Annotated in this window: 21 protein-coding genes and 1 pseudogene; 6 read left to right on the top strand and 16 right to left on the bottom strand. The window is 47.3% G+C overall.

What is annotated here, in order from left to right; all coding sequences use genetic code 11:
- Positions 1 to 75: 75 nt before the first annotated feature.
- The 3 genes from L2744_RS19420 to L2744_RS19410 form a co-directional block, all read right to left on the bottom strand.
- Positions 76 to 354, bottom strand: a complete 279-nt coding sequence (locus tag L2744_RS19420; RefSeq protein WP_248993449.1) for a cysteine-rich CWC family protein — start codon at positions 352 to 354, stop codon at positions 76 to 78.
- A gap of 783 nt (positions 355 to 1137) precedes the next feature.
- Positions 1138 to 1425: an STAS-like domain-containing protein gene (locus tag L2744_RS19415; protein WP_248993448.1), complete on the bottom strand. Its 288-nt coding sequence runs from the start codon at positions 1423 to 1425 to the stop codon at positions 1138 to 1140.
- Positions 1406 to 2299 (bottom strand): ATP-binding protein, encoded by an 894-nt coding sequence (locus L2744_RS19410; protein ID WP_248993447.1) that lies wholly within the window; start codon positions 2297 to 2299, stop codon positions 1406 to 1408. The genes L2744_RS19415 and L2744_RS19410 overlap by 20 nt, the downstream gene beginning before the upstream one ends.
- 121 nt (positions 2300 to 2420) lie before the next feature.
- Here L2744_RS19410 and L2744_RS19405 point away from each other — a divergent pair, with 121 nt between their 5' ends.
- Positions 2421 to 2597, top strand: coding sequence for a hypothetical protein (locus L2744_RS19405; RefSeq protein WP_248993446.1), 177 nt, complete (start codon positions 2421 to 2423; stop codon positions 2595 to 2597).
- 241 nt (positions 2598 to 2838) lie between these two features.
- Here the strand turns inward: L2744_RS19405 and L2744_RS19400 are convergent, their stop codons facing one another.
- The 5 genes from L2744_RS19400 to slyA form a co-directional block, all read right to left on the bottom strand.
- Positions 2839 to 3906 carry a c-type cytochrome gene (locus L2744_RS19400; protein ID WP_248993445.1) on the bottom strand — a complete coding sequence of 356 codons (1068 nt, stop codon included), beginning with the start codon at positions 3904 to 3906 and terminating at the stop codon, positions 2839 to 2841.
- 10 nt (positions 3907 to 3916) lie between these two features.
- Entirely contained in the window at positions 3917 to 4537 is a 621-nt protein-coding gene (locus L2744_RS19395) for a c-type cytochrome (protein WP_248993444.1), read from the bottom strand.
- 140 nt (positions 4538 to 4677) lie between these two features.
- Positions 4678 to 5706, bottom strand: a complete 1029-nt coding sequence (locus L2744_RS19390) for a DUF2955 domain-containing protein (protein WP_248993443.1) — start codon at positions 5704 to 5706, stop codon at positions 4678 to 4680.
- A gap of 133 nt (positions 5707 to 5839) precedes the next feature.
- Positions 5840 to 6898: an HlyD family secretion protein gene (locus L2744_RS19385; RefSeq protein WP_248993442.1), complete on the bottom strand. Its 1059-nt coding sequence runs from the start codon at positions 6896 to 6898 to the stop codon at positions 5840 to 5842.
- Between the two features lie 8 nt (positions 6899 to 6906).
- On the bottom strand, positions 6907 to 7380 hold the full coding sequence (gene slyA, locus L2744_RS19380) for a transcriptional regulator SlyA (protein ID WP_248993441.1): 474 nt from the start codon (positions 7378 to 7380) through the stop codon (positions 6907 to 6909).
- Between the two features lie 222 nt (positions 7381 to 7602).
- Between slyA and L2744_RS19375 the strand changes: the two genes are divergently transcribed.
- Complete coding sequence (locus L2744_RS19375; RefSeq protein WP_248993450.1) at positions 7603 to 9504, top strand: methyl-accepting chemotaxis protein; 1902 nt, start codon at positions 7603 to 7605, stop codon at positions 9502 to 9504.
- Positions 9505 to 9561: 57 nt separating this feature from the next.
- On the opposite strand, the gene metF is transcribed toward L2744_RS19375, so the two are convergent.
- From metF to metB, 3 genes are all read right to left on the bottom strand, one after another.
- Positions 9562 to 10449, bottom strand: coding sequence for a methylenetetrahydrofolate reductase (metF, locus tag L2744_RS19370; RefSeq protein WP_248993440.1), 888 nt, complete (start codon positions 10447 to 10449; stop codon positions 9562 to 9564).
- Positions 10450 to 10688: 239 nt separating this feature from the next.
- A complete protein-coding gene (locus L2744_RS19365; RefSeq protein ID WP_248993439.1) occupies positions 10689 to 13082 on the bottom strand; it encodes a bifunctional aspartate kinase/homoserine dehydrogenase II in 2394 nt (797 codons plus the stop codon).
- Positions 13083 to 13093: 11 nt separating this feature from the next.
- Entirely contained in the window at positions 13094 to 14257 is a 1164-nt protein-coding gene (gene metB, locus L2744_RS19360; protein ID WP_248993438.1) for a cystathionine gamma-synthase, read from the bottom strand.
- A 265-nt stretch (positions 14258 to 14522) separates the two neighbouring features.
- Here metB and metJ point away from each other — a divergent pair, with 265 nt between their 5' ends.
- Together metJ and L2744_RS19350 are read left to right on the top strand one after the other, a co-directional pair.
- A complete protein-coding gene (gene metJ, locus L2744_RS19355) occupies positions 14523 to 14837 on the top strand; it encodes a met regulon transcriptional regulator MetJ (protein ID WP_248993437.1) in 315 nt (104 codons plus the stop codon).
- A 134-nt stretch (positions 14838 to 14971) separates the two neighbouring features.
- Complete coding sequence (locus L2744_RS19350) at positions 14972 to 15715, top strand: sulfite exporter TauE/SafE family protein (protein WP_248993436.1); 744 nt, start codon at positions 14972 to 14974, stop codon at positions 15713 to 15715.
- Between the two features lie 105 nt (positions 15716 to 15820).
- On the opposite strand, the gene nrfD is transcribed toward L2744_RS19350, so the two are convergent.
- The 5 genes and pseudogenes from nrfD to L2744_RS19325 form a co-directional block, all read right to left on the bottom strand.
- The gene (gene nrfD, locus L2744_RS19345; protein ID WP_248993435.1) at positions 15821 to 16768 is read right to left on the bottom strand and encodes an NrfD/PsrC family molybdoenzyme membrane anchor subunit; all 948 of its coding nucleotides are present in this window, start codon (positions 16766 to 16768) and stop codon (positions 15821 to 15823) included.
- A gap of 2 nt (positions 16769 to 16770) precedes the next feature.
- Entirely contained in the window at positions 16771 to 17337 is a 567-nt protein-coding gene (locus L2744_RS19340) for a 4Fe-4S dicluster domain-containing protein (protein ID WP_248993434.1), read from the bottom strand.
- A 12-nt stretch (positions 17338 to 17349) separates the two neighbouring features.
- A pseudogene (phsA, locus tag L2744_RS19335) lies at positions 17350 to 19637 on the bottom strand (thiosulfate reductase PhsA).
- A 391-nt stretch (positions 19638 to 20028) separates the two neighbouring features.
- Positions 20029 to 20676 carry a pentapeptide repeat-containing protein gene (locus L2744_RS19330; protein ID WP_248993433.1) on the bottom strand — a complete coding sequence of 216 codons (648 nt, stop codon included), beginning with the start codon at positions 20674 to 20676 and terminating at the stop codon, positions 20029 to 20031.
- A 104-nt stretch (positions 20677 to 20780) separates the two neighbouring features.
- Entirely contained in the window at positions 20781 to 21263 is a 483-nt protein-coding gene (locus L2744_RS19325) for an SRPBCC family protein (protein ID WP_248993432.1), read from the bottom strand.
- A 226-nt stretch (positions 21264 to 21489) separates the two neighbouring features.
- On the opposite strand from L2744_RS19325, the gene L2744_RS19320 reads away from it, so the two are divergent.
- Positions 21490 to 21879, top strand: coding sequence for a hypothetical protein (locus tag L2744_RS19320; protein ID WP_248993431.1), 390 nt, complete (start codon positions 21490 to 21492; stop codon positions 21877 to 21879).
- Complete coding sequence (locus L2744_RS19315) at positions 21866 to 22969, top strand: phosphoribosylaminoimidazolesuccinocarboxamide synthase (protein WP_248993430.1); 1104 nt, start codon at positions 21866 to 21868, stop codon at positions 22967 to 22969. The genes L2744_RS19320 and L2744_RS19315 overlap by 14 nt, the downstream gene beginning before the upstream one ends.
- Positions 22970 to 23763 lie beyond the last annotated feature (794 nt).

The following is a 23763-nucleotide window of genomic DNA, read 5'->3' as shown; positions in this document are numbered from 1 at the left end:
ACTGAGTAGTTGTTCTGTATGTTTTCATCACCTGCTCCAAATTTATCATTGAGCAGGTATTTTCAAATAGGCAGATTAATGATGCGAGGTGTGGTTCGCTAGACGGTTACGCTTAAGTTGGCTTAAACAAACTTGGCAAATACACGCATCGGCAGAGGGTAAGATGGCGCTGATTGCCTGTTGCTGTACTCCTGATGCTTGCGCTTGCAAGACGGCCAAAGGTGGGAACACCTGCTGCGCACACCAACAGTCCTCAATGCCCTTACCTAAAATCACCGCACATTGATTCGCGCCATGGCACAAGGGGCAAATTTGCGCAGTTTTTAACTTAGGTTCTTTCAATGGCTGAGACACGGTAATCCTTATTGCAAGATAAGTTGTTACATCGCGGAGATCATAATAGATTTTTGCAACTCAGACTTAGTTGATTGGCACCAAAGTTAGACTTTAAAACTTTCCAAACTACGTTTGAATGCTTTAGTTAAAAAGTCGTGGTGCTTCACCCCACACCCGACCAAGAGGGGATCAACAGCAATTCCCTCTTGCCTCTTTGTTAACAAGTCCTTGCCGAACAACGTCCATGTTTAACTGCCAGTTCGCCATCCATGGCTCTCGTTCGTATCGCTGTGTTGCAGCACTCACCCTAGCGAAGTTACATGCATTAACTCTTTATTTATAAATCAGGCCTTGGTCTTGTGGATAAATTGCTATCACTTCCGAAGGCAACGTCCCTGTACCTGCGGAAGCTAGCCAGCCATCCATGGCTGGACTCACGCAATTTATTCCAACGCCCCGCGGCAACTTCGCAGGGGATGGTGAACTTCTGTAGTTTTGGTGTTGCCTGTGAATCCCAGAGATTTGTGTCTTTTCCATTTTTTTAAACTTGGGTGTCCTGTTTTGTGTACTGGACAAGGCTATTTGAGCCACTAGACGGTCAACAGTCTCTGTGCTGCTACCTTGTTTACTCAAGGCTTCCCGGTAGTATCGGAGCTCATCCATTTTTAAACACCTAACGTTTAGTTAAGCTGCAGGCTTTAGCCCATCCCAGAAGAAATTTATGCCTATCCGATCTTTCTCGACCCAAAAAAAGAACCACTCGTATGCGAGTGGTTCTTTAAGGCTTCCTCAGGGGAGAATTTACTCTGCAACCCTTTTCTTTATTACATGCATCAAAATTGACTTAGTTGATGGTGATACATTTACGAGCTTTACCCGCTTTTTGAAACTATCAAAACCTAACTCTTTGGCAACTAAACCTATCAATTCATCCGCGAAAGACGGACTTACACTCGACTCTTCAAAGTCGAGAATCACGCTTTCCTGGTGAGCCAACCTATTTAAGAGCACGTTCCGGGCCGAAGCTCCCGACTTACGCGTTGCTAAAGTATGAAACTCACGAGGAAGGCTAATTAAAGATGTCTCCATAATCCAACTCCTCCAATTCAACACCACTATCACTATCTGGATCTGGCCAATTATCGTACACTTGTCTTGCATCGAGCGAAACATTTATATTCCACTCAAATATAACTATAGTTCCATCCCAATGAATAGGAAGTTTGCTGGTACGAACTACACCACATCGGTTAGAGTAATACTCATCCCCTGATATGACTAAAAGACAACCTCTATTCTGAGAAGTCAAGTCATTTGTAAAAGTTAGACCATAACCAGAGTGTGCCCCGAAAGGTTTTCCCGTCACACCGTACTCTGTAGCGATTCCACACGCATTCTCTACATTTAGCCTATGAACTAACTGCTCATTATGTGAAAGAGAGTTTCGGATGCCCATGCCACAATCTACTATGCAGAGTTGCGCCAAACCTCCACGAGCCCAAGACTGACCAATTGTGACGCCGAAAACCTGCTCTTCTTGTGTACGAGGAGAGTGCGCACAACAGTTACCCAACAATTCAGAAAGCATAATTTGAATCGAATCTATCGTTTCATCGCTAATACCTCTGGAGCGATGAAACATTGAGGACAATTCTAACGATATGCCATGAACTTGGTTATCTGAAGTAATCCGTCTGGCCTCAACAAATCTACCAGCAGCAGGCATCCTCGCTATAGCAACAGGCGCTGGCATGTCTAACACATCCCACAATCCCATCCTAGTCGCATATGTATCTAAATCTTTGGGTAATGCAACATTTACTCCAGCTTGCCTCGCCCGTACGGCTAAGCATGCTATGTGGAAAGGCTTAATAAAATCAGGGATTTGAGCTCGCTCGGTGCCAAATAGCAGATCAAGCTGAGAAAGCCACCAACTAACTTCTTCTACCTTTGTTTTTTCCAATGCTACTTCCCCTACAAGCATCTATGAGACAAACGCTATGAATTTGATACCATAACACTTTTCCTATTCTGTACAAAGGTACGACAGCATAACTAATCCGAGCTTTTCGTTAGATGTACTTTTGGAACATAAAGCAACGAAAGATGCGACAGGCGTAACTCTTTTGGGATTAACAGCCAACGCTGAAGCCACAGGAGTTCACCATCCCCTCGGAGTTGCCGCAGGGCATTTGTGTTCGTTGCGTGATCGAGGCATGGATGCCGAGATAGCGTCAGTCGAATCAGGGACGAGCGTCTGACGCTATAGCATAAGGACGCTAAATGCCCAAGGGGCTTTCAACTCCGTTAGGGGCGTCTTGGAGAATCCAAGGAGGATAGGACGAGCAGTCCTCCTTGGTCGGGTGTGGGGTGAAGCCCCACGACCTTGATTCACCTCGGCCGTAAGGCCGCAATAACTCACATACTTAGGCGATTTAATAAACCTCCCATCCAGTGACTCGCTTTACCTCATAACGCGAGAACTAAATGAGAGCTGCTCAGTTAGGACTTTTTCGGAAACACCGGATAAGAATCGGTGCCAAGCACTTTGCCATCGACAGTGACACCATAGTAGTCGCTGTCATTATGGTATTTATCCTGCGCCTGCTTCACATCACCCTTGTTACGTGGGTCCTGCGGACGCTCGTGGGAGTTGATGTAAGCTGCAACGTCCCAAGCCTGTTGGTTAGTCAACTGCATACTCTTACCAAAAGGCATGTTTTCATGGATGAAAAATGCGGCGGTATTGACCCTGTGCATTCCTGCACCCCAGTTATAACTTTGAGGTCCCCATAAAGGCGGCAGTGCATACACACCCGCAATTGCTTGACCTTGCCCATCAACACCATGGCAAGTTTGACAATGGGCGACATACACGGCTTTACCCCGTTCAGGCGAATAAGCTTGTTCGGGTTTTGGAATTTCAGGATAACCACGGCCAGGTAAGTTAGCACGCTGCTCTACCGTCATCGCCTTAGCTAATGCCTCTGGTACTGGGAAGTCATCCCGCTTAGCGCCTTTGACTAACTCAGCATCACTGATCTCAGGAACAGGGCCGCTGATATTAGCCTCATCCATCAAGCCGCCCATGCCTAACCAATAGGCATAGGCGGAAAGCGCCACTAACTCAGGACTACCCGATGCTGGCGCTTTACCGTTCATTGAATAATTAAAACAGCCTTGGATGCGCTCTTCAAAACTACTGACTTTATCATCTTTTTTACGGTAGGCAGGGTAGGCAAAGTAAGCTCCCCATAGTGGTGACGCGTTCGCCTTGCGGCCCGCATCCATATGACAGTTGACACAATTAAGCTCGTTTCCGACATACTTATCGCGCAATTGTTGGGTGTTAACAAATAACTGATAACCTAAACGTACTTTGTCACCAAAGGCGCCTTCGGGAATAGCGCTCAACGATCTTGGCGTCAGATAGGTTTGATCAGACATTTTAGGGGATGACGGCAGCGGTGCTTGCTTATCTGGGCGTTCTTGTACTGGCTCAGTTTCAGCTTGCGCCTGAACAGTTAACGACCCCATTGCGGCCAATAACACGATGGCTGAAGATTTCATGGGCGATTCCTTATTTCAAATTGGCAAAGTAGTTCGCCAGAGCATCTATCTCGGCAATGGTGAGCTTGTTAGCGACACTTGCCATCATGCCATCTACATCCCCTTTGCGTGTCCCCGCTTGCCATGCTTGTAACTGGGTCTTGATATAACTTGCTTGCTGTCCCGCCAAGCGAGGGAATAAACCACCACCTAAACCGGAAGGGCCATGGCAAGTCACGCAAGCAGGAAGTTCACGCGCCCAATCACCTTGGTAAGCAAGGCGGGCGGCAGTATCAGTAAAGGTCACATGTTGACCACGTAATTCAGCGGTTACCACTGGAACGGTTTGTGCCGAGAAATAGGCTGCAACCTGCGACACACTCTCACCTTGAAGCACCATCGCCATTGGCTGCATAGTGGCATTTAGTCTGTGGCCAGCCTGAAAATCACTAATTTGTTTAACTAAATACTCAGTAGATAGTCCCGCTAATCTTGGTCCCAAAGGCTCCATTCCTTGTCCTTGAGCACCATGGCAACTTATACATAACTGACCACTGGGCGGCAGACTTGGAGCGGTATCGCTCTGAGCCTGAGTAGTGTTAATGTAAGCCCCAAAAAACGCGACACCTATAATGAAACGTACTATTTTCATTTTATATTCCCTGAAAATAAATATGGCTATCAGCATAAGCCTAAACCACGCCAAATTGAAACCCGTCACAAAAGTAATGAGTGTTTAAAACACATCCTACTTTTATATTTTATCCCCTCAAACTAAGCTAATTATCTAAATTAATAACCAAAACGAGTCGCCTCAAAACGATTCAATAACCTGTGTATCAAATAGCAAAGGAGTAAAGTGCCCACTATGGCGACAAAAATACTGCTCACTCGATAGAAGGCGCTAAAAATAAGATCATTGCCCGGAGTAAGATACTGCCCAAACAATATTCCTAGGGTTGTCATAGCACCAAAACCGACCCCAGAACCGTTGGCCTCCCTCACATGGGCTTGGCTAAATAGCATTAAACCAATCCACAACAAAGGGACAACTAAGATCAATAAACCTGACCAATCGTACAAAAATAACTGTACTAATATGCCAAACGACACACCCAACAAGGTGCCAATAGCGCGCTTACGTGCATAGTCGAGTGCGCCATTCCAGTGCATGGGAAACAGCAATAATAAGGTCGTGGCCTGAGCCGACATGGAATCCCGCAGATCAAATATCTGGAACACCAAAAATGACACAGTCGCGATGCTCGCTCCCAGTAATGCCTCGTGGCGCATCCGATGTGGCGCCTTAGGGCTAGGTTTGTAAACTGCCCTTGGCTCAACATCTGGCCAAATCGCCATCATCAAATAAGCAATACCAACTGAGAGTGTTGTCGCCCATAAGTTACTAAATATTAAGTCGTTTAGATCCGTATTTGGATAACTAGCAAAGTGCAACATAATACTCAGGCTAATCACGCCATTGGCGCCAAACAAAAATAAACTGCCACGGGACATAGCCGCAAATCGATATAAAAACAGCAAAAACACTATGGGAGTCATCAAACCGGGGTGACCCCCAAATAAACCTGCAATCAAACCAACCTCAAGCCCCGCCATGACCGATGATGCCAATAATTGGCGCATGGCATGCCCATTCATTACGGGCACTAATCCCAGCAATAACATAGGCGTCACGGTAAAAAATACACCATTGCTCCAACCAAAAATTTTACACAAAGTAAAACCAAGTGTGGCGCCTGTGGCAATGCGTAAACACTGGCGTAAATCGTTGGCCGTCAATGGGCTGTGGCGTAGTAACATGCTCATCGCCTTGTTTTAATATGAGATTAATTTCACGCTAGAACCAATCTAATAGATAAAACTATCTATGGGTTAATAGGCTATCTAGTTGGAGATTTACAAATCGAGATATCGATGGTGCTAATAAATGGGACTAGTAAATATAGTGCAATAAGCTAATGACTTTTATCTGTACGTTAGCCAACAAACCCAACAGACTGTTGTCGGGAAGTAGTTGTACCGTGGCGCGCGCCCCCGAGGGTAAACTATTCATCGCATTGTTATCTAACACTAAATGTAGCCTTAATCTTTGAGCATCACGCACCCAGCGGTCAGATTCCTGTGGCGCGGCTAAACGCCCATTAGCATCAAACTGCCCCGCGCTCACCCCTGCATCAACACTGCTGACTTGAGCGCGATATAAACGGCCGGGTTCACCATCAAAGGCGATTAATGCAGTGGAAGATGCATTGATGCCACGCAAACTCTTCTCGCGAAAATCGGCAATAATGTCCACTTTATCGGATACCAATGCCAGCAGCGGTTGACCAACGGCAGCAAAGCTTCCCACCTCAAGTTGCAGGTTAGTGACGATACCATCCTGATCCGCTCGAATTTGGGTATAGGATAGATTCAGTTCTGCCTGCTCTAGGCTGTTCTGTGCTTGGCGCACTTTAAGATTTCCCTCACCATAAGCACCACGGCTGACTTTGAGTTTATCTAGACGCGCATTGGCGGCTAAAAGATTGGCTTCGGCGGCTGCGGCATCGCTATCGGCTTGATCTCGCTGTTGCTGCGATACACCATGGGTGGCATATAGTGCATCAAGACGTTTAGCTTCACTGCGTTTTTGCAATGCAGTTACTTTGCTCGCATTCAAATCCGCTTTAGCAGCGAGGAGTGAAGCATCTAACTCGGCATTATCCTGACGCGCTTGCTCCAGTGTTAACTGAGCTTGGGAAACGGCGAGCTCATAGGGTGCAGGATCGACTTGAAATAATAAATCACCCTTAGCAACCGCTTGATTATTGGTCACTGCAATTGTTTGGATTTTGCCACTGATCTGTGGCGTCACTTTAGTCACAACGCGGGTCGCCATCGCTTGGGGCGTTAAGGGCATGACGGTATCGGCAAACATAAAATAGCCAAATACCAACACAAAACCGAGCATGGCGAGTTTGACTAATCGGGCAAATTGTTGATCTGGTGTCATCTTTTTTCTCACAAAATGGTGTCTGTTACCTTGGCTAATTTGGCACTCGCGTTATCGCTGATCAGGCTAATAATTCGCTCAAATTCACTCAGTTCGGTAGCACTTATCCCAGCGAGTAGCTCACGGCGCACCTGAATAATCCGTGCTTCCATTTGCTTTAAAACGTCTAATCCCGCAGATGTCAGACTCACAATCCTTGCCCGCTTATCTTTATCGCAGCAATGACGCTCAACCAATCCTTGTTCCTCAAGCTGACCTAAGGTGCGCATTAAAGAAGCCAATTCTATCTCTAGGGCATCGGCCAGCACTTTTTGGCTCACGTTGTCGCCTAGGCGCAGCAATTTCCATAATGCCGTCCAGCGTGGATGAGTTAACCCCAAAGGCGTGAGTTCAACATCGGCGACAGTGCGCCATAATCGATGTAAACGCCCGAGATGTTCCGCCAGTGATAACTCTTTTAATCTGTCTAATTCTTGTTGCATAATGCTTACCAATTTACTTAGCAAGCTAAGCATTATACTTAGTTAGCAGGCTAAGTAAATAATCTAGCATAAATAGATCTGTGTCCAAGACCACGAAACCAGAGTAAAGGGGAAAAAATAACCTAAAAAGGTTCGCCCCCTCTCAAATCTTGTAATGTTGCATCTCTATAATATTAAACAGATAAATTAGATTGATACGCACATGAACTGGAGGCTGTTTTGATAAATCTAAAAATTAGTACGAGGATCGTTATTGGGATCTGTCTATTACTGTTAACAGTAATGAGCTTTATTATGCCGCTCGTTCTCTCCGAATTCAGCCGCCAAGTTGCAGAATCAGAGCGAAGAGAACTCCATAAGCTCTATGAAACCGCTGTGGCCGAAATTGCCTCATCGGGCAAATTAGCAGAAGCAATGGCAACGATAATCTCACTCACGCCAGAAGTTCAAAGCACCTTCGCAACGGGTGAGCGCGATAAATTAACCGCACGTACCTTACCCATATTTACCCAACTCAAGCGCGATTTTGCCGTTCAGCAATTCCAATTTCATACACCGCCAGCCACTTCTTTTCTACGCTTGCATCGTCCCGAAAAGTTTGGCGATGATCTCACCAGCATACGCAAGACCATAGTTGAAACGAACAGCCAAAAGCGCCCTCTTTATGGATTGGAATATGGGGTAGAAGGATTAGGTATTCGCGGCTTAGTTCCAATGAGTTACAACGGACAGCACACAGGGTCAGTTGAGTTTGGCATGTCCTTCGGTCAGCCCTTTTTTGATAATTTTAAACAAGCCTATCAAGCGGAAATCGCCCTCATATTGCCTGATGGTCCTAAGTACAAGTTATTTGGCGCCACATTTACGCCTGATACCCAAGCGGTAAATGAGCTAAATAACACCATGCAAGGCCATGAGGTGATCCGCACTATCCCCTTAAATAACAAAAATTACGCCCTATATCGCCACGCCATAAAAGATTATTCAGGAAACGTGTTTGGGGTACTCGATATTGCGATGGATAAAACCCATTCAGAACAAGCGATAGCGGATATTCGTCTTAAGCTGCTCCTTATCGGTTTAGCGGCCCTGTTAATTGGAGCTACCATTGCTTGGTTTATTGCCAAGGGTATTACTCGCCCTATCGCAGAAACCACCCAAGCCATGAATGATATCGCCGAAGGTGAAGGCGACTTAACCCGCCGAATCGCGGTAAAAGGTAAGGATGAAATTGCTGAATTATCAATGGCTTTCAACCTATTTGTAGAAAAAATCCACAACACAGTTTCCCACGTTGCCGACTCAACAAGCCTGCTCGCCACCTCAGCAGAGGAAATGTCGAGCATTACGCGGGAAACCCAGAAGATGGCGAGTCGTCAGCACCTCGAAACCGAGCAAGTTGCCACCGCAATGAATGAAATGGCCGCAACGGTACAAGAAGTTGCCCATAACGCTACCGATGCGGCCGATGCCGCCAATCACGCCAATGACTCAACCGAACAAGGCAAATTGGTCGTACAAAAAGTGGTAACAACTATTGCCATATTGGCCGAGGAAATCGCCACAGCAGCGAGTGCAATCAATGAATTAGAGCGTAATACCGCTGAAATTGATTCTGTGCTTGTGGTTATCCGTAATATTGCCGACCAAACTAACTTACTCGCACTCAATGCGGCAATTGAAGCCGCAAGGGCGGGAGAACAAGGTCGAGGATTTGCGGTGGTTGCCGATGAAGTGCGCACCCTTGCTAGCCGAACCCAAGCATCTACCACAGAAATTCAACAGATGATCGAAGCGCTTCAACATAAAGCCAAATCCACGGTTAATGCGATGGAAACCAGCACTCGCACCACCCAAAGCTGTGTCTCCCAAGTTCACGAAGCGGGTGAAGCACTCGAAGCCATTACCCATGCCGTTTCGACTATTAGCCAGATGAATATCCAGATTGCTAGCGCCGCAAATGAGCAATGTGCGGTTTCGGCAGAAATTAATAAAAATGTAAATAACATCAATGATATTGCGACCAATGCGACAGATAGTGCGGTACAAACCGCACGGGCGGGCGATGAACTTGCCCAACTCGCAGCCCGTTTAACAACTCTATTAGCTCAATTTAAAATTTAAAGAAAACAAAACGCCGCATTATCTGCGGCGTTTTTATTAGTTTGTTTTTATTATGTTTTACTTAGGTCGCACCCCTAAGGTGTGGCAAATGGCGTAGGTCAATTCGGCGCGGTTTAAGGTGTAGAAGTGGAAATCCTTCACGCCTTCGCGGGACAGCACCTTCACCATATCGATTGCCACGTTTGCGCCTACTAGTTGGCGTGTACCAGCATCGTTTTCTAGGCCGTCGAATTGCTTATGTAGCCAACTCGGTAACGACACATTGGTCATGCCCGCAAAACGTTTTAGCTGGGTAAAGTTAGTCACAGGTAAGATGCCAGGCACGATTTCAACGTCGATACCGGCGGCAACGCAGCGGTCACGAAAACGCAGGTAAGATTCCACATCGAAGAAAAACTGGGTAATGGCACGGCTGGCGCCCGCATCAATCTTACGCTTAAGGTTGATCAAATCCGCCTGCGCATTGCTCGCATCGGGATGCACTTCGGGATAGGCCGCAACCGAAATATCAAAGTCGGCCACTGAGCGCAGCAAACGCACTAAATCGACCGCAAAACGGGTTGGCTTTGGGCTGCCCGCGGGTAAGTCACCACGCAGCGCCACTATGTCACGGATGCCCGATTTCCAGTAATGTTTAGCCAGTTCTAACAACTCTTCATCGCTGGCGTCCACTAAGGTTAAATGCGGCGCGGCAACGAGGCCGGTTTCCTGTTGAATACGTTCAATCACGCCGTGGGTGCGATCACGTACGCCCGAGTTAGCGCCATAGGTTACCGACACAAACTTAGGATTCAGCGGCTCTAAACGACGGATAGAGTTCCACAGTATCTGTTCCATTTCGGGGGTCGATGGCGGGAAAAACTCAAAAGAAACATTAATATCGCCATTAAGCTCAGACAAGCTCTGGTTCAGCGAATGTGAATGTTGTGCGTGATGAAAAGCCATGTGTATTTCCTCAACCGCCCTTGGCACGACGCTTAACCGCCCATGGCACGACTCTATTGTTCAGTGATTCTAATTACATGGACGTTTGGACGTCTATATGTCCATATACTAGAGAAACTGAGATGTAAGTCAAGCCAAAAAATAGTCTTAAACCGCATTTAATCCCGGTTAACTCGATAGATTTATTCTAGCCAATAAAAAAGGACTCGAAGGAGTCCTTTTAGAAGCTTGATACTGCGTTATTCCTGCAATAGATCGCGACAGATCTGGGTCAGATCCGACTGCACCGCCGCCGCAGTCACTTCGCGTCCTGCACCCGGCCCACGGATGATCAGCGGATTACCTTGATAGAAGGCACTGCGGATCACAAACACATTGTCGCCAGGGGTTAGGTTCGCATACGGATGATGGGCATCAATCCACTGTAAACCCACTTCAGCCTTTAGCTCTGGGCCGCTATTGTCTAAGGATGCAACGTATCTGAGCACCTTATTTTGCTCCGCCGCCGCGCCATATTGTTGCAGCAGATCCTCATCTAACTCGGCAATGCGAGCGAGAAATTGATCTAAGGGAATATCCGCCAAATGCGCAGGTACTAATGAACGCAGCTCAATATCTTCAAGCTCGATTTCAAGACCAATCTCACGGGCCAAAATCAGTAACTTACGCTGCATATCGCGGCCGGAGAGATCGTCGCGTGGATCGGGCTCAGTAATGCCTAAGCCTCTAGCTTCAATCACTAATTCTGAAAATGGCTTGCTGGTATCGTATTTCTCAAATAACCAACACAGGGTGCCGGAGAAAATCCCACCCACGGCTTCAACGCTATCACCGCTATTACGCAAATCATTCAGCGCATGCTGGATAGGTAAGCCTGCGCCACAGCTAGCGTTATAACGCCAAAATAAGCGACGATTACCCAGTTGCTGCTTTAACTCACGGTAGAAAGGCAGTGGACCCGAGCCCGCGAGTTTATTCGCGCTCACCACATGGATGCCACGCTCGAATAACTCAGGATATTGCAAGGTCAAACTGGCGCTGGCACTGATATCTAAGGCGACGAGCTCATCGCAGTTAACTTGTTCTAACTGCTCAAATAAATGTTCGTACTGCCAAGGCGTGGCATCGGCCTCGAATTCGGTCTGCCATGCGGCTAAGTCAATTCCGTTCGGTTTTATCAAGGCCTTGCTCGAGCTGACTAGGCCGACTAACTCAACCTTAGCCTCAAGTTCATGGTCCAGTGATGGCGAAACCGACTTGAACAGATTGACCCATGCCTCACCGATATTGCCGACACCCAGCAGTAAGACACCAATGCGTTTACGCGGGCCAGCGCAGCGGCGGTGGACTTTTTGGGTTAACAAATTCACTTGTGACTGTGGCACTAGCGTCACTAGGCTTAAATCGCCACTAAACAGAGGTTTAGCATCACGGCTCAATAAGCGGGCGAAGCTGCGGCGATAATGTTCGGCGTCCGCACTCACTAATGCGACTAAACCAAAATCTGTGTTGATCTGCTGATCGCTGATCCCGAATGCTTCTGCCTCGGCATCGAGTAATCTTTGAACTTGTTTTTGATTCTCAGCGGTATAGGCAAGTTCAACCCTTTGATGGGCAGAGGTCCAATGGGCCAATGGCGTTAAACCCGCGGCGATCAATAGCTCTAATAAACGGGTTAATTCACCCGTGAGTTTAAAGCCGAACAACACCACAGCATTGAGGTTAGTCACCACGGGCGCACTCGCCGATGAACTGTGGGGCGCTATCAGGGTAAAGTCAGTGTGGGACGCATAACTTGAGCGCACCGCTAAGCTCACTTCGGTATTGAATAGCGGTTGTAAAGTACGCGAATGCAATACTGGCGAGCCTAAACGTGCTAGGCGATCGGCTTCGGCAAGTGACATGCTTTTCAATAATTTGGCATCGTTGATTTTATTCGGGTCAGCATTGAACACCCCTTCCACATCAGTCCAAATGGTCACGCGCTCGATATCGGCAAGGCTAGCAATCAGGCTAGCGCTAAAATCTGAACCATTACGACCAAGTAACAAGGTATCGCCACGCTCGTTAGCGCAGATAAATCCGGTGATCACTAAGCGTTCATTTGGATGCGCAGCTAATAGGGCTTGTACTTTAGCACGGGATTCCTGCACCCGAATTTGTGGCACAGCGGCTTCATCGGCCACTAAAATTGAACAGGCATCCACATGGCTTGCCACCACGCCAGACTCACGCAGCAGCGCCGCCATCAGGCGAGCCGACCAACGTTCGCCAAAGCTCACCACATGGTTGACTTGATATTCGTTGCGTGTATCTAAGGATAATAAGCTGATAAGTTGCGCTTTATCAGTAGCCAAACGCTCACGCAGATCGCGGGCTTGTTCATTCGACAATAACTGCTCAATTAAACCCTGTTGGTAACTGATCAGCACTTGTAACTCTTCTTGCCACAACTGACCTGAATCCCGTAGCCCCAATAATTTATACAGAAAATTCGTTGTCTTACCCGCCGCAGAGACCACAACGAGATCATCACTATGACCGTGGGTTAACAGGATATGGGCGACTCGGCGATAGCAATCGGCATCCGCTAAACTGGAGCCTCCAAATTTATGTAAGTGACAACGTGCCATCTATTATTCCTCTACTGACAAGCCGCAACGGCGGCTAATCCTGCTTGAATATCTGCAACTAAATCGGCGGCATCTTCAATACCCACCGATAGACGCAATAGGGTGTCCTTAATACCAGCCTCGAAGCGCGCCTGTGGCTCCATGGCTCTGTGGGTCATAGTCGCGGGCACTGCCACTAAACTTTCGACGCCACCTAAACTTTCCGCCACGCTAAATAAGCTGAGTGCACCTAAAAAGGCCACCACTTCGGCCTCGCCGCCCTTAAGCTCAAAACTTAACATGGCACCAAAACCCTGTTGTTGCTTGGCGGCAATGGCATGACCTGGGTGATCTGCAAGCCCTGGGTAATAGACTTTACTCACCACAGGGCTTTGGGTTAATACCTCTAAAATACGCTGGGCATTCGCTTGATGTTCACGAATTCGCACCGCTAAGGTACGTAGACCGCGCAGGGTCAGATAACTGTCGAAGGCTGACCCCGTTAAGCCTAAGGTGTTTGACCACCAATGTAAGCTTTCGCCGATTTGTGCGTCTTTAGCAACCACAGCGCCGCCGACCACATCGCTGTGACCATTGATATATTTAGTGGTGGAGTGAATAACGATATCCGCCCCCAGCAGTAAGGGTTGTTGCAATATGGGCGATAAAAAGGTGTTATCGACCACCACCAGCGCGCCGACCCCATGGCTCGCCTTAGCAATGGCTTCGATATCCACCACACGCAATAACGGGTTAGATGGGGTTTCGAGCCACACCATCTTAGGTTGTTGTGCTATGGCAGCGGCTAACGCTTGGCTGTCGGTTTGATCGACCACCAGCAGCTTAAACTGGCCTTTCTTTGCCAAATTGGTAAATAAACGGTAAGAACCACCGTAACAATCGTGGGGCACAACCAATAGGTCATCGGGGCCGAGTAAAGTTATCACTAACGTAATGGCCGCCATGCCAGTGCAGGTCACTATGCCTGTGGCGCCCTTTTCTAATTGCGCTAATGCTTCGCCTAAAATGCAGCGTGTTGGGTTGCCTGAACGACTGTAATCGAATTCGCGAGGATTTTTATGACCATCGAAGGCGTAATTAGTCGACAAATAAATCGGCGGCACTACAGCGCCATATTGGGTATCGCTTTCGATACCCTGACGCACTGCCAGTGTGGCTAATTGACGCTCTGTCATGGGTGGACTCCTAAATTCGGTAGACTTATATCCCTAAACCACCTCAAACTGCAGCATCTGTAATCTGATGTAGCTAAGGCGTTGGGATGTCTGGACGTCTAAATTTACCTAAGCACAGACACATCGTCAATAGGCGTTAAGACGTTTAGACGTCTAAACATAAAGAAATCTGTTTGCAATCCCTAAGAAATAGTAGCAATAATTTGACTGTTGTTTGTAAGGGTTTAAAATCTGCCCCGAATTTAGCGTTATAACAGGTGAGTCAATGACTGAATGGAATGGGGAATATATCAGCCCCTATGCTGAACATGGCAAGAAGAATGAGCAAGTAAAGAAAATTACTGTGTCCATTCCGCTCAAAGTGCTTAAAGTCCTCACGGACGAACGTACTCGTCGTCAAGTCAATAATTTGCGTCACGCCACCAACAGCGAGCTGTTGTGTGAGGCATTTTTGCACGCCTACACTGGCCAACCATTGCCTAACGATGAAGATCTGTCAAAAGATAACCCAGATAGTATTCCCGCCGAAGCCAAGTTGTTGATGGACGAAATGGGGATCGAGTGGGAAGACATGGAATAGCGACACGTCGCTTTCTAGGCTACACGACATTGCTCATCAATAGGGATCGTTAACGATCCCTTTTTGTTTATACCCAAGCAACCTCAAGACAAGATATGAGTTCATCTTGTAGTTTTTGGGTATATAGGAACCCTATGTTTTCTATGATAGATCCCCAAACACTCGCCTTGGCTTCGGTGATCGTGTTTCTAGGCGCCTTAACCCAAAGCCTGATTGGATTTGGCCTTGCGGTGGTTGCGACCCCTTTACTGTATATCGTCGACCCACAGCTCGTCCCTGCACCCGTGATAGCTATGGGATTCTCCATCGCCCTACTCACCTTAGTGCGTGAGCGTGGCCACTTAGAATTCAATGGCTTGCAATATGCTCTTATAGGCCGAGTGCCCGGCGGTTTTATCGGTGCGAGCCTCTTACTGTTTGCGCCTCAGCCAATATTAGGTTTATCCATCGCCGCCATTGTGGCAATTGCGGTTATTTTAAGCCTATATAAATTCAGCCTGCCTGTGAACAAGAAAACCCTCTTCGGTGCGGGCATAATTTCAGGAATTTTCGGCAATATCGCCGCTATTGGTGGCCCGCCGATGGCGATTTTATTGTCAGGTAAAGATGCCTCGCAGTTTCGCGCAGCTTTATCGGCCTTTTTTATTTTTAGCTCTATGATTGCGCTGAGCATTTTAGCGGTTACCGGTCTGCTGGAGGTTAAACATCTGTGGTTATCTTTGATGCTATTGCCCTCAGTAATCTTGGGCTATTTAGTCGCAGGTAAGCTGGTGGGAAGAGTCGATAAAGATAAGACTAAGATGGCGACGTTAGTCCTGTGCAGTATCAGCGCCTTAGTGCTAACGGTAAAGTCGATCATCGAGCTATTACCCCAATAAGCTCTCTGTATACAGCCAATAAGCTCTGCGCATACTGACAATAAAAAAGCACTGACATTGCCAGTGCTTTTTCTTTATCTATCAATATCTAAAGCCAATTCACACTCAGCTTAAATAGCTTTGCCCTGCGTACACAATAAAGTGTCTTAAGGCCAGTACGCCCGTTAAGCTCGCGCAGGCCACCATGATCATCGCGCCCTTAGTATGGCGAGTCGCGGCGGGTAGCAGCATAAACAGCAAGGGAATACCAAAGCCAATACCCACAACACCAATCCAGAATACGCTTGCCCATAGCCCAGAAGTTAACGATGCTAAGGCCGCAGCCGCAGCGCCGCCTTTAAAGTACAAGGCACAGAACAGCATAAACAGGAACAGGATTTCAATCGCCATTACTGGCAACTCTAAACCGTGCATCTTGACTAAGGTTTTATCGTGGCTGTCAGTCTTAAACATCAGCAACGCCAGTACCGCGTTAGCCGCAGCGCCCGCCGATAAGCCTGACACTAAAAATAGCGCTGGCAATACCGCCGTATTGAGCATGGGATAGGCATTCATCGCCGAAATTAAGAAGCCAGTGTAAGCCCCCACACCAATGGCGAGGACAAACAATAGCACTTCAATCAACTTTCTGAATGGCATAAGTAACTTAGCAATGGGAGTGAGGAAGCCCAAACCCCATTTTGGTAAGTCATCCCGCAGCACAATTATGGCGTAGGCAAAGGCCAAGGGAGAATACGCCAGCAGCGCCAACACCCCGATTGCCATAACAGACTGGAAGTTGTAGTGGATCAAAATCAGCCAGAAGTGGAATGGCTTAGTTAAATCAAACACTAAGCAAGCTAGACCTAAGCTAATGGCCACTGGTCCAATAATGGCTGCCGCCTTAAGAATACTGCTTTCAACCCCAGCGTTAAGTTCCTTATTCGCCCAATGTAGACCAATGCCAATCAGTAAACTGCCCGCGGATAACCCCGCCATAAATAGGTAGACGGCGATAACCCAGTGCCAAGTGACTGGATCATATTGCGTCATATCGCCCCAAGTATTGTTCATAATCAAATCCCCCCTCTTTTGGTAGGAACGCGATACACCCTAGGTTTAGTACCGAGGTGAGTTCTATCTTGGTAAGTGATTTTGGTATTCAGCATGATAGCCACATCACTCTTAGGATCATTGGCATCACCAAACACTAGCGCATCGGTCGGACACACAGTTACGCAGGCAGGCTCTTCGCCCCGCGCTAAACGCGTGTCTTTACAGAAGTTACACTTATCCGCCGCCTTGGTTTCTGGGTTCATAAAACGTACTTTGTAGGGGCAAGCTGCCACGCAGTACATACAACCCACACACTTATCGGTATGGATAGAAACAATGCCATCTTCACCCACATAGGCCGCACCCGTTGGGCACACCTTAACGCAGGGCGCATCTTCACACTGCTGGCAAGATACCCTGTGGTATTTGAAGTGCAGATTGGGCATTTCACCAAAGGGGCCTTCGACACGTACCTGTAGACGGGTTACGCCTTCAGGTACACCATTTTCACTGCGACACGCCACGTTACAGGCTTGGCAGCCGATGCACTTATTCTCGTCGTGCACCATTACATATCGTTTATTCATTTAAGCCTCCGATTAGCGCTTTGCCAGCGTGACACCCGTGGTGTGCACATTCATGCCGCACACGGGAGCTGTCACGTGGGGAATTAAGTTTCCGCAGTGGATACCTTTGCCTGTGGCTCTAACCAACTCTTTGTTTTTAGAGCCGAAACCCATATAAGCAAACACAGTATCAGGGCGAATACCCGGCGTAACTAAGGCATGGCCTTCTTCGGTGCCTACGCTACTGGTGAGGCGAATTGGATCGCCATTACTGATCCCTAACTTGCCCGCTGTCACAGGGTGAACCCAGATAGCATTATCTGACATCAGATTGGCCAACATAGGGATATTGTGGGTTGCGCCATTGGTGTGCACCGCCACTTTGCCTTGGATAAAGTACAGCTCGTCTGGTTTTTTCAGATTCACTTCGCGGAACTTAATCAACCCGCGTCCCGGTGCCATGGCTTCAACTTTAGCGGAGGTCAGTTCAATCTTGCCGCTTGGGGTTTTAAAGGTCAGTGCACTGGCGTAGGTACCGTCTTCATCGGCAGGTCTTGCATTGGGATAGGCCTTTGTAAACTCGGCCACCATCTTAGGTTCGCGCAACATAATAGGCTTACCAAAACTCACAAAACCTTCGTCTTTAATTCGGCGTAAAAGCGCGGTATCGCGGTTCACTTGCATCAATTGCAGCGTTTCAATGTTGTCCCATGGATAAAACTCACCTAAGCCCAGTTCATTGCCAATATCTTTAAAGATTTGCCAAGAGGGTCTTGTATCACCGAGTGCTTCAACCACACGCTGGCGTACATAGTAAGCGGGATTTTTCCCCGACCTATCGGCGATTTCTTCATCGCGCTCAAGGTAGGTCGATTCAGGTAAAATCACATCTGCATAGGCGGCTGTTTCACTGATATACACATCACATACGGCAATAAAGTCGAGCTTTTTCATGGCTTCAACTACGCGCGCTCTGTCTGTCATGGTTTGCATTGGGTTAGTGCGTGACATCACCCAGCCGTGTAACTGGTATGGCACTGCACTTAAGGTCGCATCGAGAATAGTTTGGTACACACCGCCCGATGACCACATCATGGCGTATTGTTCCTCTACTTGATCGATTCGTTTTGCTGCTGGTTTTGGCATATCTTTCACGCCGGGTTTTGCCAGCACAGGCGCAACCGCTTCACCGGCAAGCTTGTTGTAATCACCCGGTTTTTGGCCGATATAAATCCCGCCCTTACGCTCAATGTTACCAATCAAAACGTTGGCAGCATAAAGGGCGCGGCGCATATCAAATTCTTCGGTGGTAAAGGTGGCTCTGTGACCAAAATCGACCACAGCGTTGGGCGCTTTAGCGGCATATTCATGGGCGATACGGCGAATGTCTTTGGCGGGCACATCGGAAATAGTTTCTGCCCATTCAGGGGTATAGGCTTTCACTTCGGCGGCAAAGGCCTCGAAGCCTTCCACATAACGCTCGACAAAGGCTTTATCGTAAAGATTATCTTCAATCAATACATGGCATAACGCTAAGGCTACAGCCACGTCGGTACCGGGGCGAATGGCGTACCATTCATCGGCTTTGTCGGCCACAACGGAGAATCTTGGCTCGAACACCACCAGCTTGGCACCTTTATCCATTTGCGCCGCCATCATGCCGCGGGTTTCGGACATATTGATACCTTCGTACAGGTTATGGCCGAAGTTGATGATGTATTTTGAATTGCCTAAATCACGTTTTAACTTAGTACCAAAAATGGCTTTTGCGGCAATTTCATAGCCGCCAGGGCAAGTTGATGCGTGGGTAAAGGTATTTGGACTGCCATAAGCCGTTGCTAAGTGAAACAAATGCTTTTCAAGGGAGCCAGATTTTGACGAGAATGCCACGGCCTCTGGGCCATGTTCTTTTTTGATTTTATTGAGGTTATCCGCAATAAGTTTATAGGCTTCATCCCAGCTGATCTCAGCCCATTTACCTTCGCCACGCTCACCCACTCGCTTTAACGGTTTAACGATACGCTGTGGATCGTACAGCAAGCTGTGACCTGCACCACCACGGGCACAGACCTTACCACCAAAGGACTTAGCCGCTTTGTTGCCGCTAATAAAGACGTTTTTGCCCTCAATCACCCGCGCCGAAATCGGGCAACGGGTCGAGCACATTTCACAAATACTGGCAATGTCCTTTCCTTGCCCATGCCTTTTAGCTGCTTATTCTCTAATGCGGCTAAGCTGCCCGGCAGCAGACTGGCTAACGCACAGGTTGCGCCACCAGCCCCCGCTCCTTTTAAAAAAGTTCGCCTATTAAGCTCAATCATAGTTACCTCCATCACGCTTATCCCACCCGACACCTGCATATTGGCTATATCGAGTTAAGGTTTGCTCACTGATTTTGTTTACTTTTTTAGTTATAAGTACGTTAAAACCACTGTGTTACGATCGTTTAATGCACTGCTTCTAATCCACAGTGATTGTTATCCTGAAAGAGGTAGGTGGGTATTGTGGTAAACCACATAGGGGAGTTGAGTGTGATCTAAGGCAATGAAAAGCTAAAACCCAGATAAAAAATCGTGAATAAGATCAATAGAGTTGCTGGGGACTTTCACAGGAGAAAGATGATATTTTTTTATAAAAAATATCATCTTCTATAAAACTAAAAAAATCTAAAAACACCTAAAAGTTAATGGGTGCCATACACTAAATTCTATTTCAGTCTAAAAGCTCGATATCGAGGCAGTTGAGCAAACGAATAGCTTCGTCGCGACTAAATTTAGCGCCTTTAATTTTATTGTTAAAAATATCGATATCGTAATTGGAAGCCTCGCTGAAATCCGCCTCCAATAATTGGGTGCGACCAAATAAGCTATGGCTGAAATCCGTATAAGTAAAATTGGCTTGATTGAAGCTGCCCTCACGAAAATCGACATCGTGGGCCTTGCATTCCTCAATCACCATTTCGTCGAGGGATAAACCAAGAAAAGAGCTATCGTTGAGAATGCATTGCTTAAAGGAAAATGGCGCGGCAAAGGATAAGCGCGGCCATGCGGCGCGGGTCCAATCTATACCCACGAGCTTACATTCTTCAAAGACCACAGTATTGAACTGGCACAGTGGCACTTTGACTAAACTCAAATTGCAGCGCACAAAACGGCACTCAATAAACTTACATTTACGGAAGGTACTTTCACTAAAATGGCAATCGTGAAACTCGCATTCCTCAAACTCGATACCCTGTAAATCCTGCGCTAATTCAGACAAGCCATTGAACTGTTTTGATAAAAAACTATTTCCCTGCAAAGCCGCGCTTTGCGCAAGTTGCGATGGCACAAGTTGCAACGGTTCTTTCTGTGACGACATAACACCTCTTAATCCTGCCACTCGCCAAAGCATGATAATGCAGGGCGATTGGGCTAGGTACTGCCTGTTAATTGATATTTGATCTGGGGCTGGAGACTCGACAGCTAGATGCTCGCCACGAGTTCCTCAAGCTGATCGGTCGCCTTAGACCAACCCTCGTAAAAGCCCATATCCTCATGATTTTGCCTATCTTCGCTATTCCAATGTAACACCCTCGCAATGTATCTGGTCTTGCCGTCCATAGGTTCAAAGGTGATAGTCGCCGTCATAAAGGCTTTATCGGACGGTAGCCAAGCTTCGGTAAAGGCATCTGTAAATACGATGCGTTGGTTCTCCACCACCTCGAGATACACGCCACGATTCGGAAAATCCTGCCCCTCAGGACTGCGCATCACAATCACATTTGAACCACCGGCACGCACATCTAAGGTTGCGCTAGCCACTGTCCAAGGCCTTGGGGTAAACCAAATTTTGAGTAACTCAGGATCGGTCCACGCGCGGAACAACTTTTCCGGCGGCGCGTCGATAATACGCTCTAATACTAGCTCTCGCTGATTATCATTATGTACATGATGACTTGTGCTCATATTCCCTCCGTTGGATATTCAACAGTAAAGATCATTTGGCGTTCCAACCCCTAACCTCGCATATCGACGCAGCAAAATACACCCCTTCGGCTTTTACTCCTTTTAGTCGAGATAGCGCTCATCGTTTAATTTTAGCGCACGATTCCCCTGCAAATCCTTGCGTCTGCTAGGTTCGTCGCACAGAACACAATAAATAGCCGTGGCAAATTTTGTCAAAAAAGGTAGAATGTCGCCACTTTTTCGCGGCAGTCTAGAACAAGGTTCTCTCGGATTAATGGTTAGCATTTTCGAGCAAAATGGCACGGGCCCAGCCCGCTTTCGCAGACCACTTTCACTGTGGTGCCAACCTTGCCCTGCGTTTGTTCCCTCCCTTGCATTATCTCCACCCAACACAATTCAAACACCGCCCGAAAATACCACTTTTGCTGTTCAAGATTTAACATCAAATCCCGCAAACTGGCTGAGCGCTTTACGCCCTAAGCCAAGTGCGAATAATAAAGCGGTTGCAATGAATCTGGCTGTTGCTAACGCCATAGTCCATCTGCAAACCGACACTTATAAAAACCTTATCCCTACACTCTCTATCCTAAGGAATACTCGTCATGAGTCTTGCTGATTCCGTATTAGCCGTAAATAACGATTTGCCAATCCGCACCGACAGCCCAGTCCACAGCGGCAAGGTTCGCAGCGTTTACTGGCTAACCGATGCCGACAGCCGCCGTTTAATCAAAACCAAGGGTTATAACGTCCCCGAAGATACCCCGCTCGCCATCATGGTGATCAGCGACCGTATCTCGGCCTTCGACTGTATCTTCCACGGTGAAGGTGGTCTCAAAGGCATTCCCGGTAAAGGCGCGGCATTAAACGCGATTTCTAACCACTGGTTTAAACTGTTCGCCGAAAACGGCCTAGCCGACAGCCATATTTTGGATATCCCGCACCCGTTCGTATGGATAGTCCAAAAAGCCCGCCCCATTAAAGTCGAAGCCATTTGCCGCCAGTACATCACAGGCTCAATGTGGCGCGCTTACTCTAAGGGCGAGCGAGTATTCTGTGGCATCACACTGCCAGAAGGCTTAGAGAAAGATCAAAAGCTCCCTGAGCTGTTAATCACTCCATCGACTAAGGGTATTTTAACCGGCATCCCAGGCGTGCCTGCCCAAGATGACGTGAACATCAGCCGCAGCGATATCGAAGCCAACTACCAAGCCTTTGGCTTTGAAAAGTTAGAAGATATCGACCTGTACGAGAAGCTGTTAAAGGATGGCTTTAAAGTGATTTCAAAAGCACTGGCCAACATTGATCAAGTGTTTGTCGACACTAAATTTGAGTTCGGTTATGTGACCGATAAAGATGGCAATTCAAAACTGATTTACATGGATGAAGTCGGTACTCCAGACTCATCACGTATTTGGGACGGCGCCGCCTACCGGGATGGCAAGATTTTAGAAAACTCTAAAGAGGGTTTCCGCCAATTCCTGCTCAATCATTTCCCAGATCCTGATGTGCTGCTCAACAAAGACAGAATGCCAGAGCGTGAAGCGCTCGCCCGTGACAATGACCTGCCACTTGAGGCCATGATGCAAGTGTCACGCACTTACACAGGCGTTGCGGAGAAAGTGACTGGTGCCCCAATCCCGCTGCCAGCTAATCCAAAGGCAGATATCATTAAGATACTCAAAGAGGAGTATGATTTGATTGTTTAATCAAATCATTGTGGGATGGGGAGTTTTCCCTTTCCCCGAGAGTAGAAAGACGCTTTGGCGCCTTTTGTTTTCATCAAACTTCGTCTGATTGTTTTTAAAAACAAAGTCAAAGTCGTGGGGCTTCACCCCGCACCCGACCAAGGAGGACTGCTCGTCCTATCCTCCTTGGATTCTCCAAGACGCCCCCAACGGAGTTGAAAGCCCCTTGGGCATTTAGCGTCCTTATGCTATCGCGTCAGACGCTCGTCCCTGATTCGACTGACGCTATCTCGGCATCCATGCCTCGCTCACGCAACGAACGCAAATACCCTACGGCAACTCCGAGGGGATGGTGCATTCCTTAGGATTTGGTGTTATCCCGAACTTTCGGTAAAGTCTCACTTTTACTGCATGGAAAATTGTTGAAAACTCATCATAATGGACACTAAAATACTGATATGTAATAATTATTTACTTGTTTCGTTCAAGTTCCCAGCCAATTACGGTTTAGGTTTCATAAGAAGTTCGGGTAATGTACTTTTAGTTGCTTTTCAGTAAATTTAAGCATTAAAAATATAGATGGAGTAAATTTGAATACACTTAAAAGAAGTATGGCTTACCTTGAGAAAGAGGCTGACCAAATGGAACATTGTAAGTTGATTTATTCAAAGAAAGCGGTTCAAAGAGCAGGTGAAAAGCTAATTAGAGGCTGTTCATAATTCTGTGTCAGGTTAATTTCACAGATCGATATGGTTTTCTAAGCGCCCCTCAAAATGGATTGAGAGCTGTGATAGCGTCAAATTCCAATTTTGGAT

This window comes from Shewanella profunda, from assembly GCF_023283765.1.
Classification (GTDB): Bacteria; Pseudomonadota; Gammaproteobacteria; order Enterobacterales; family Shewanellaceae; genus Shewanella; species Shewanella profunda.
This window is presented reverse-complemented; position numbering and strand designations above follow the sequence as displayed.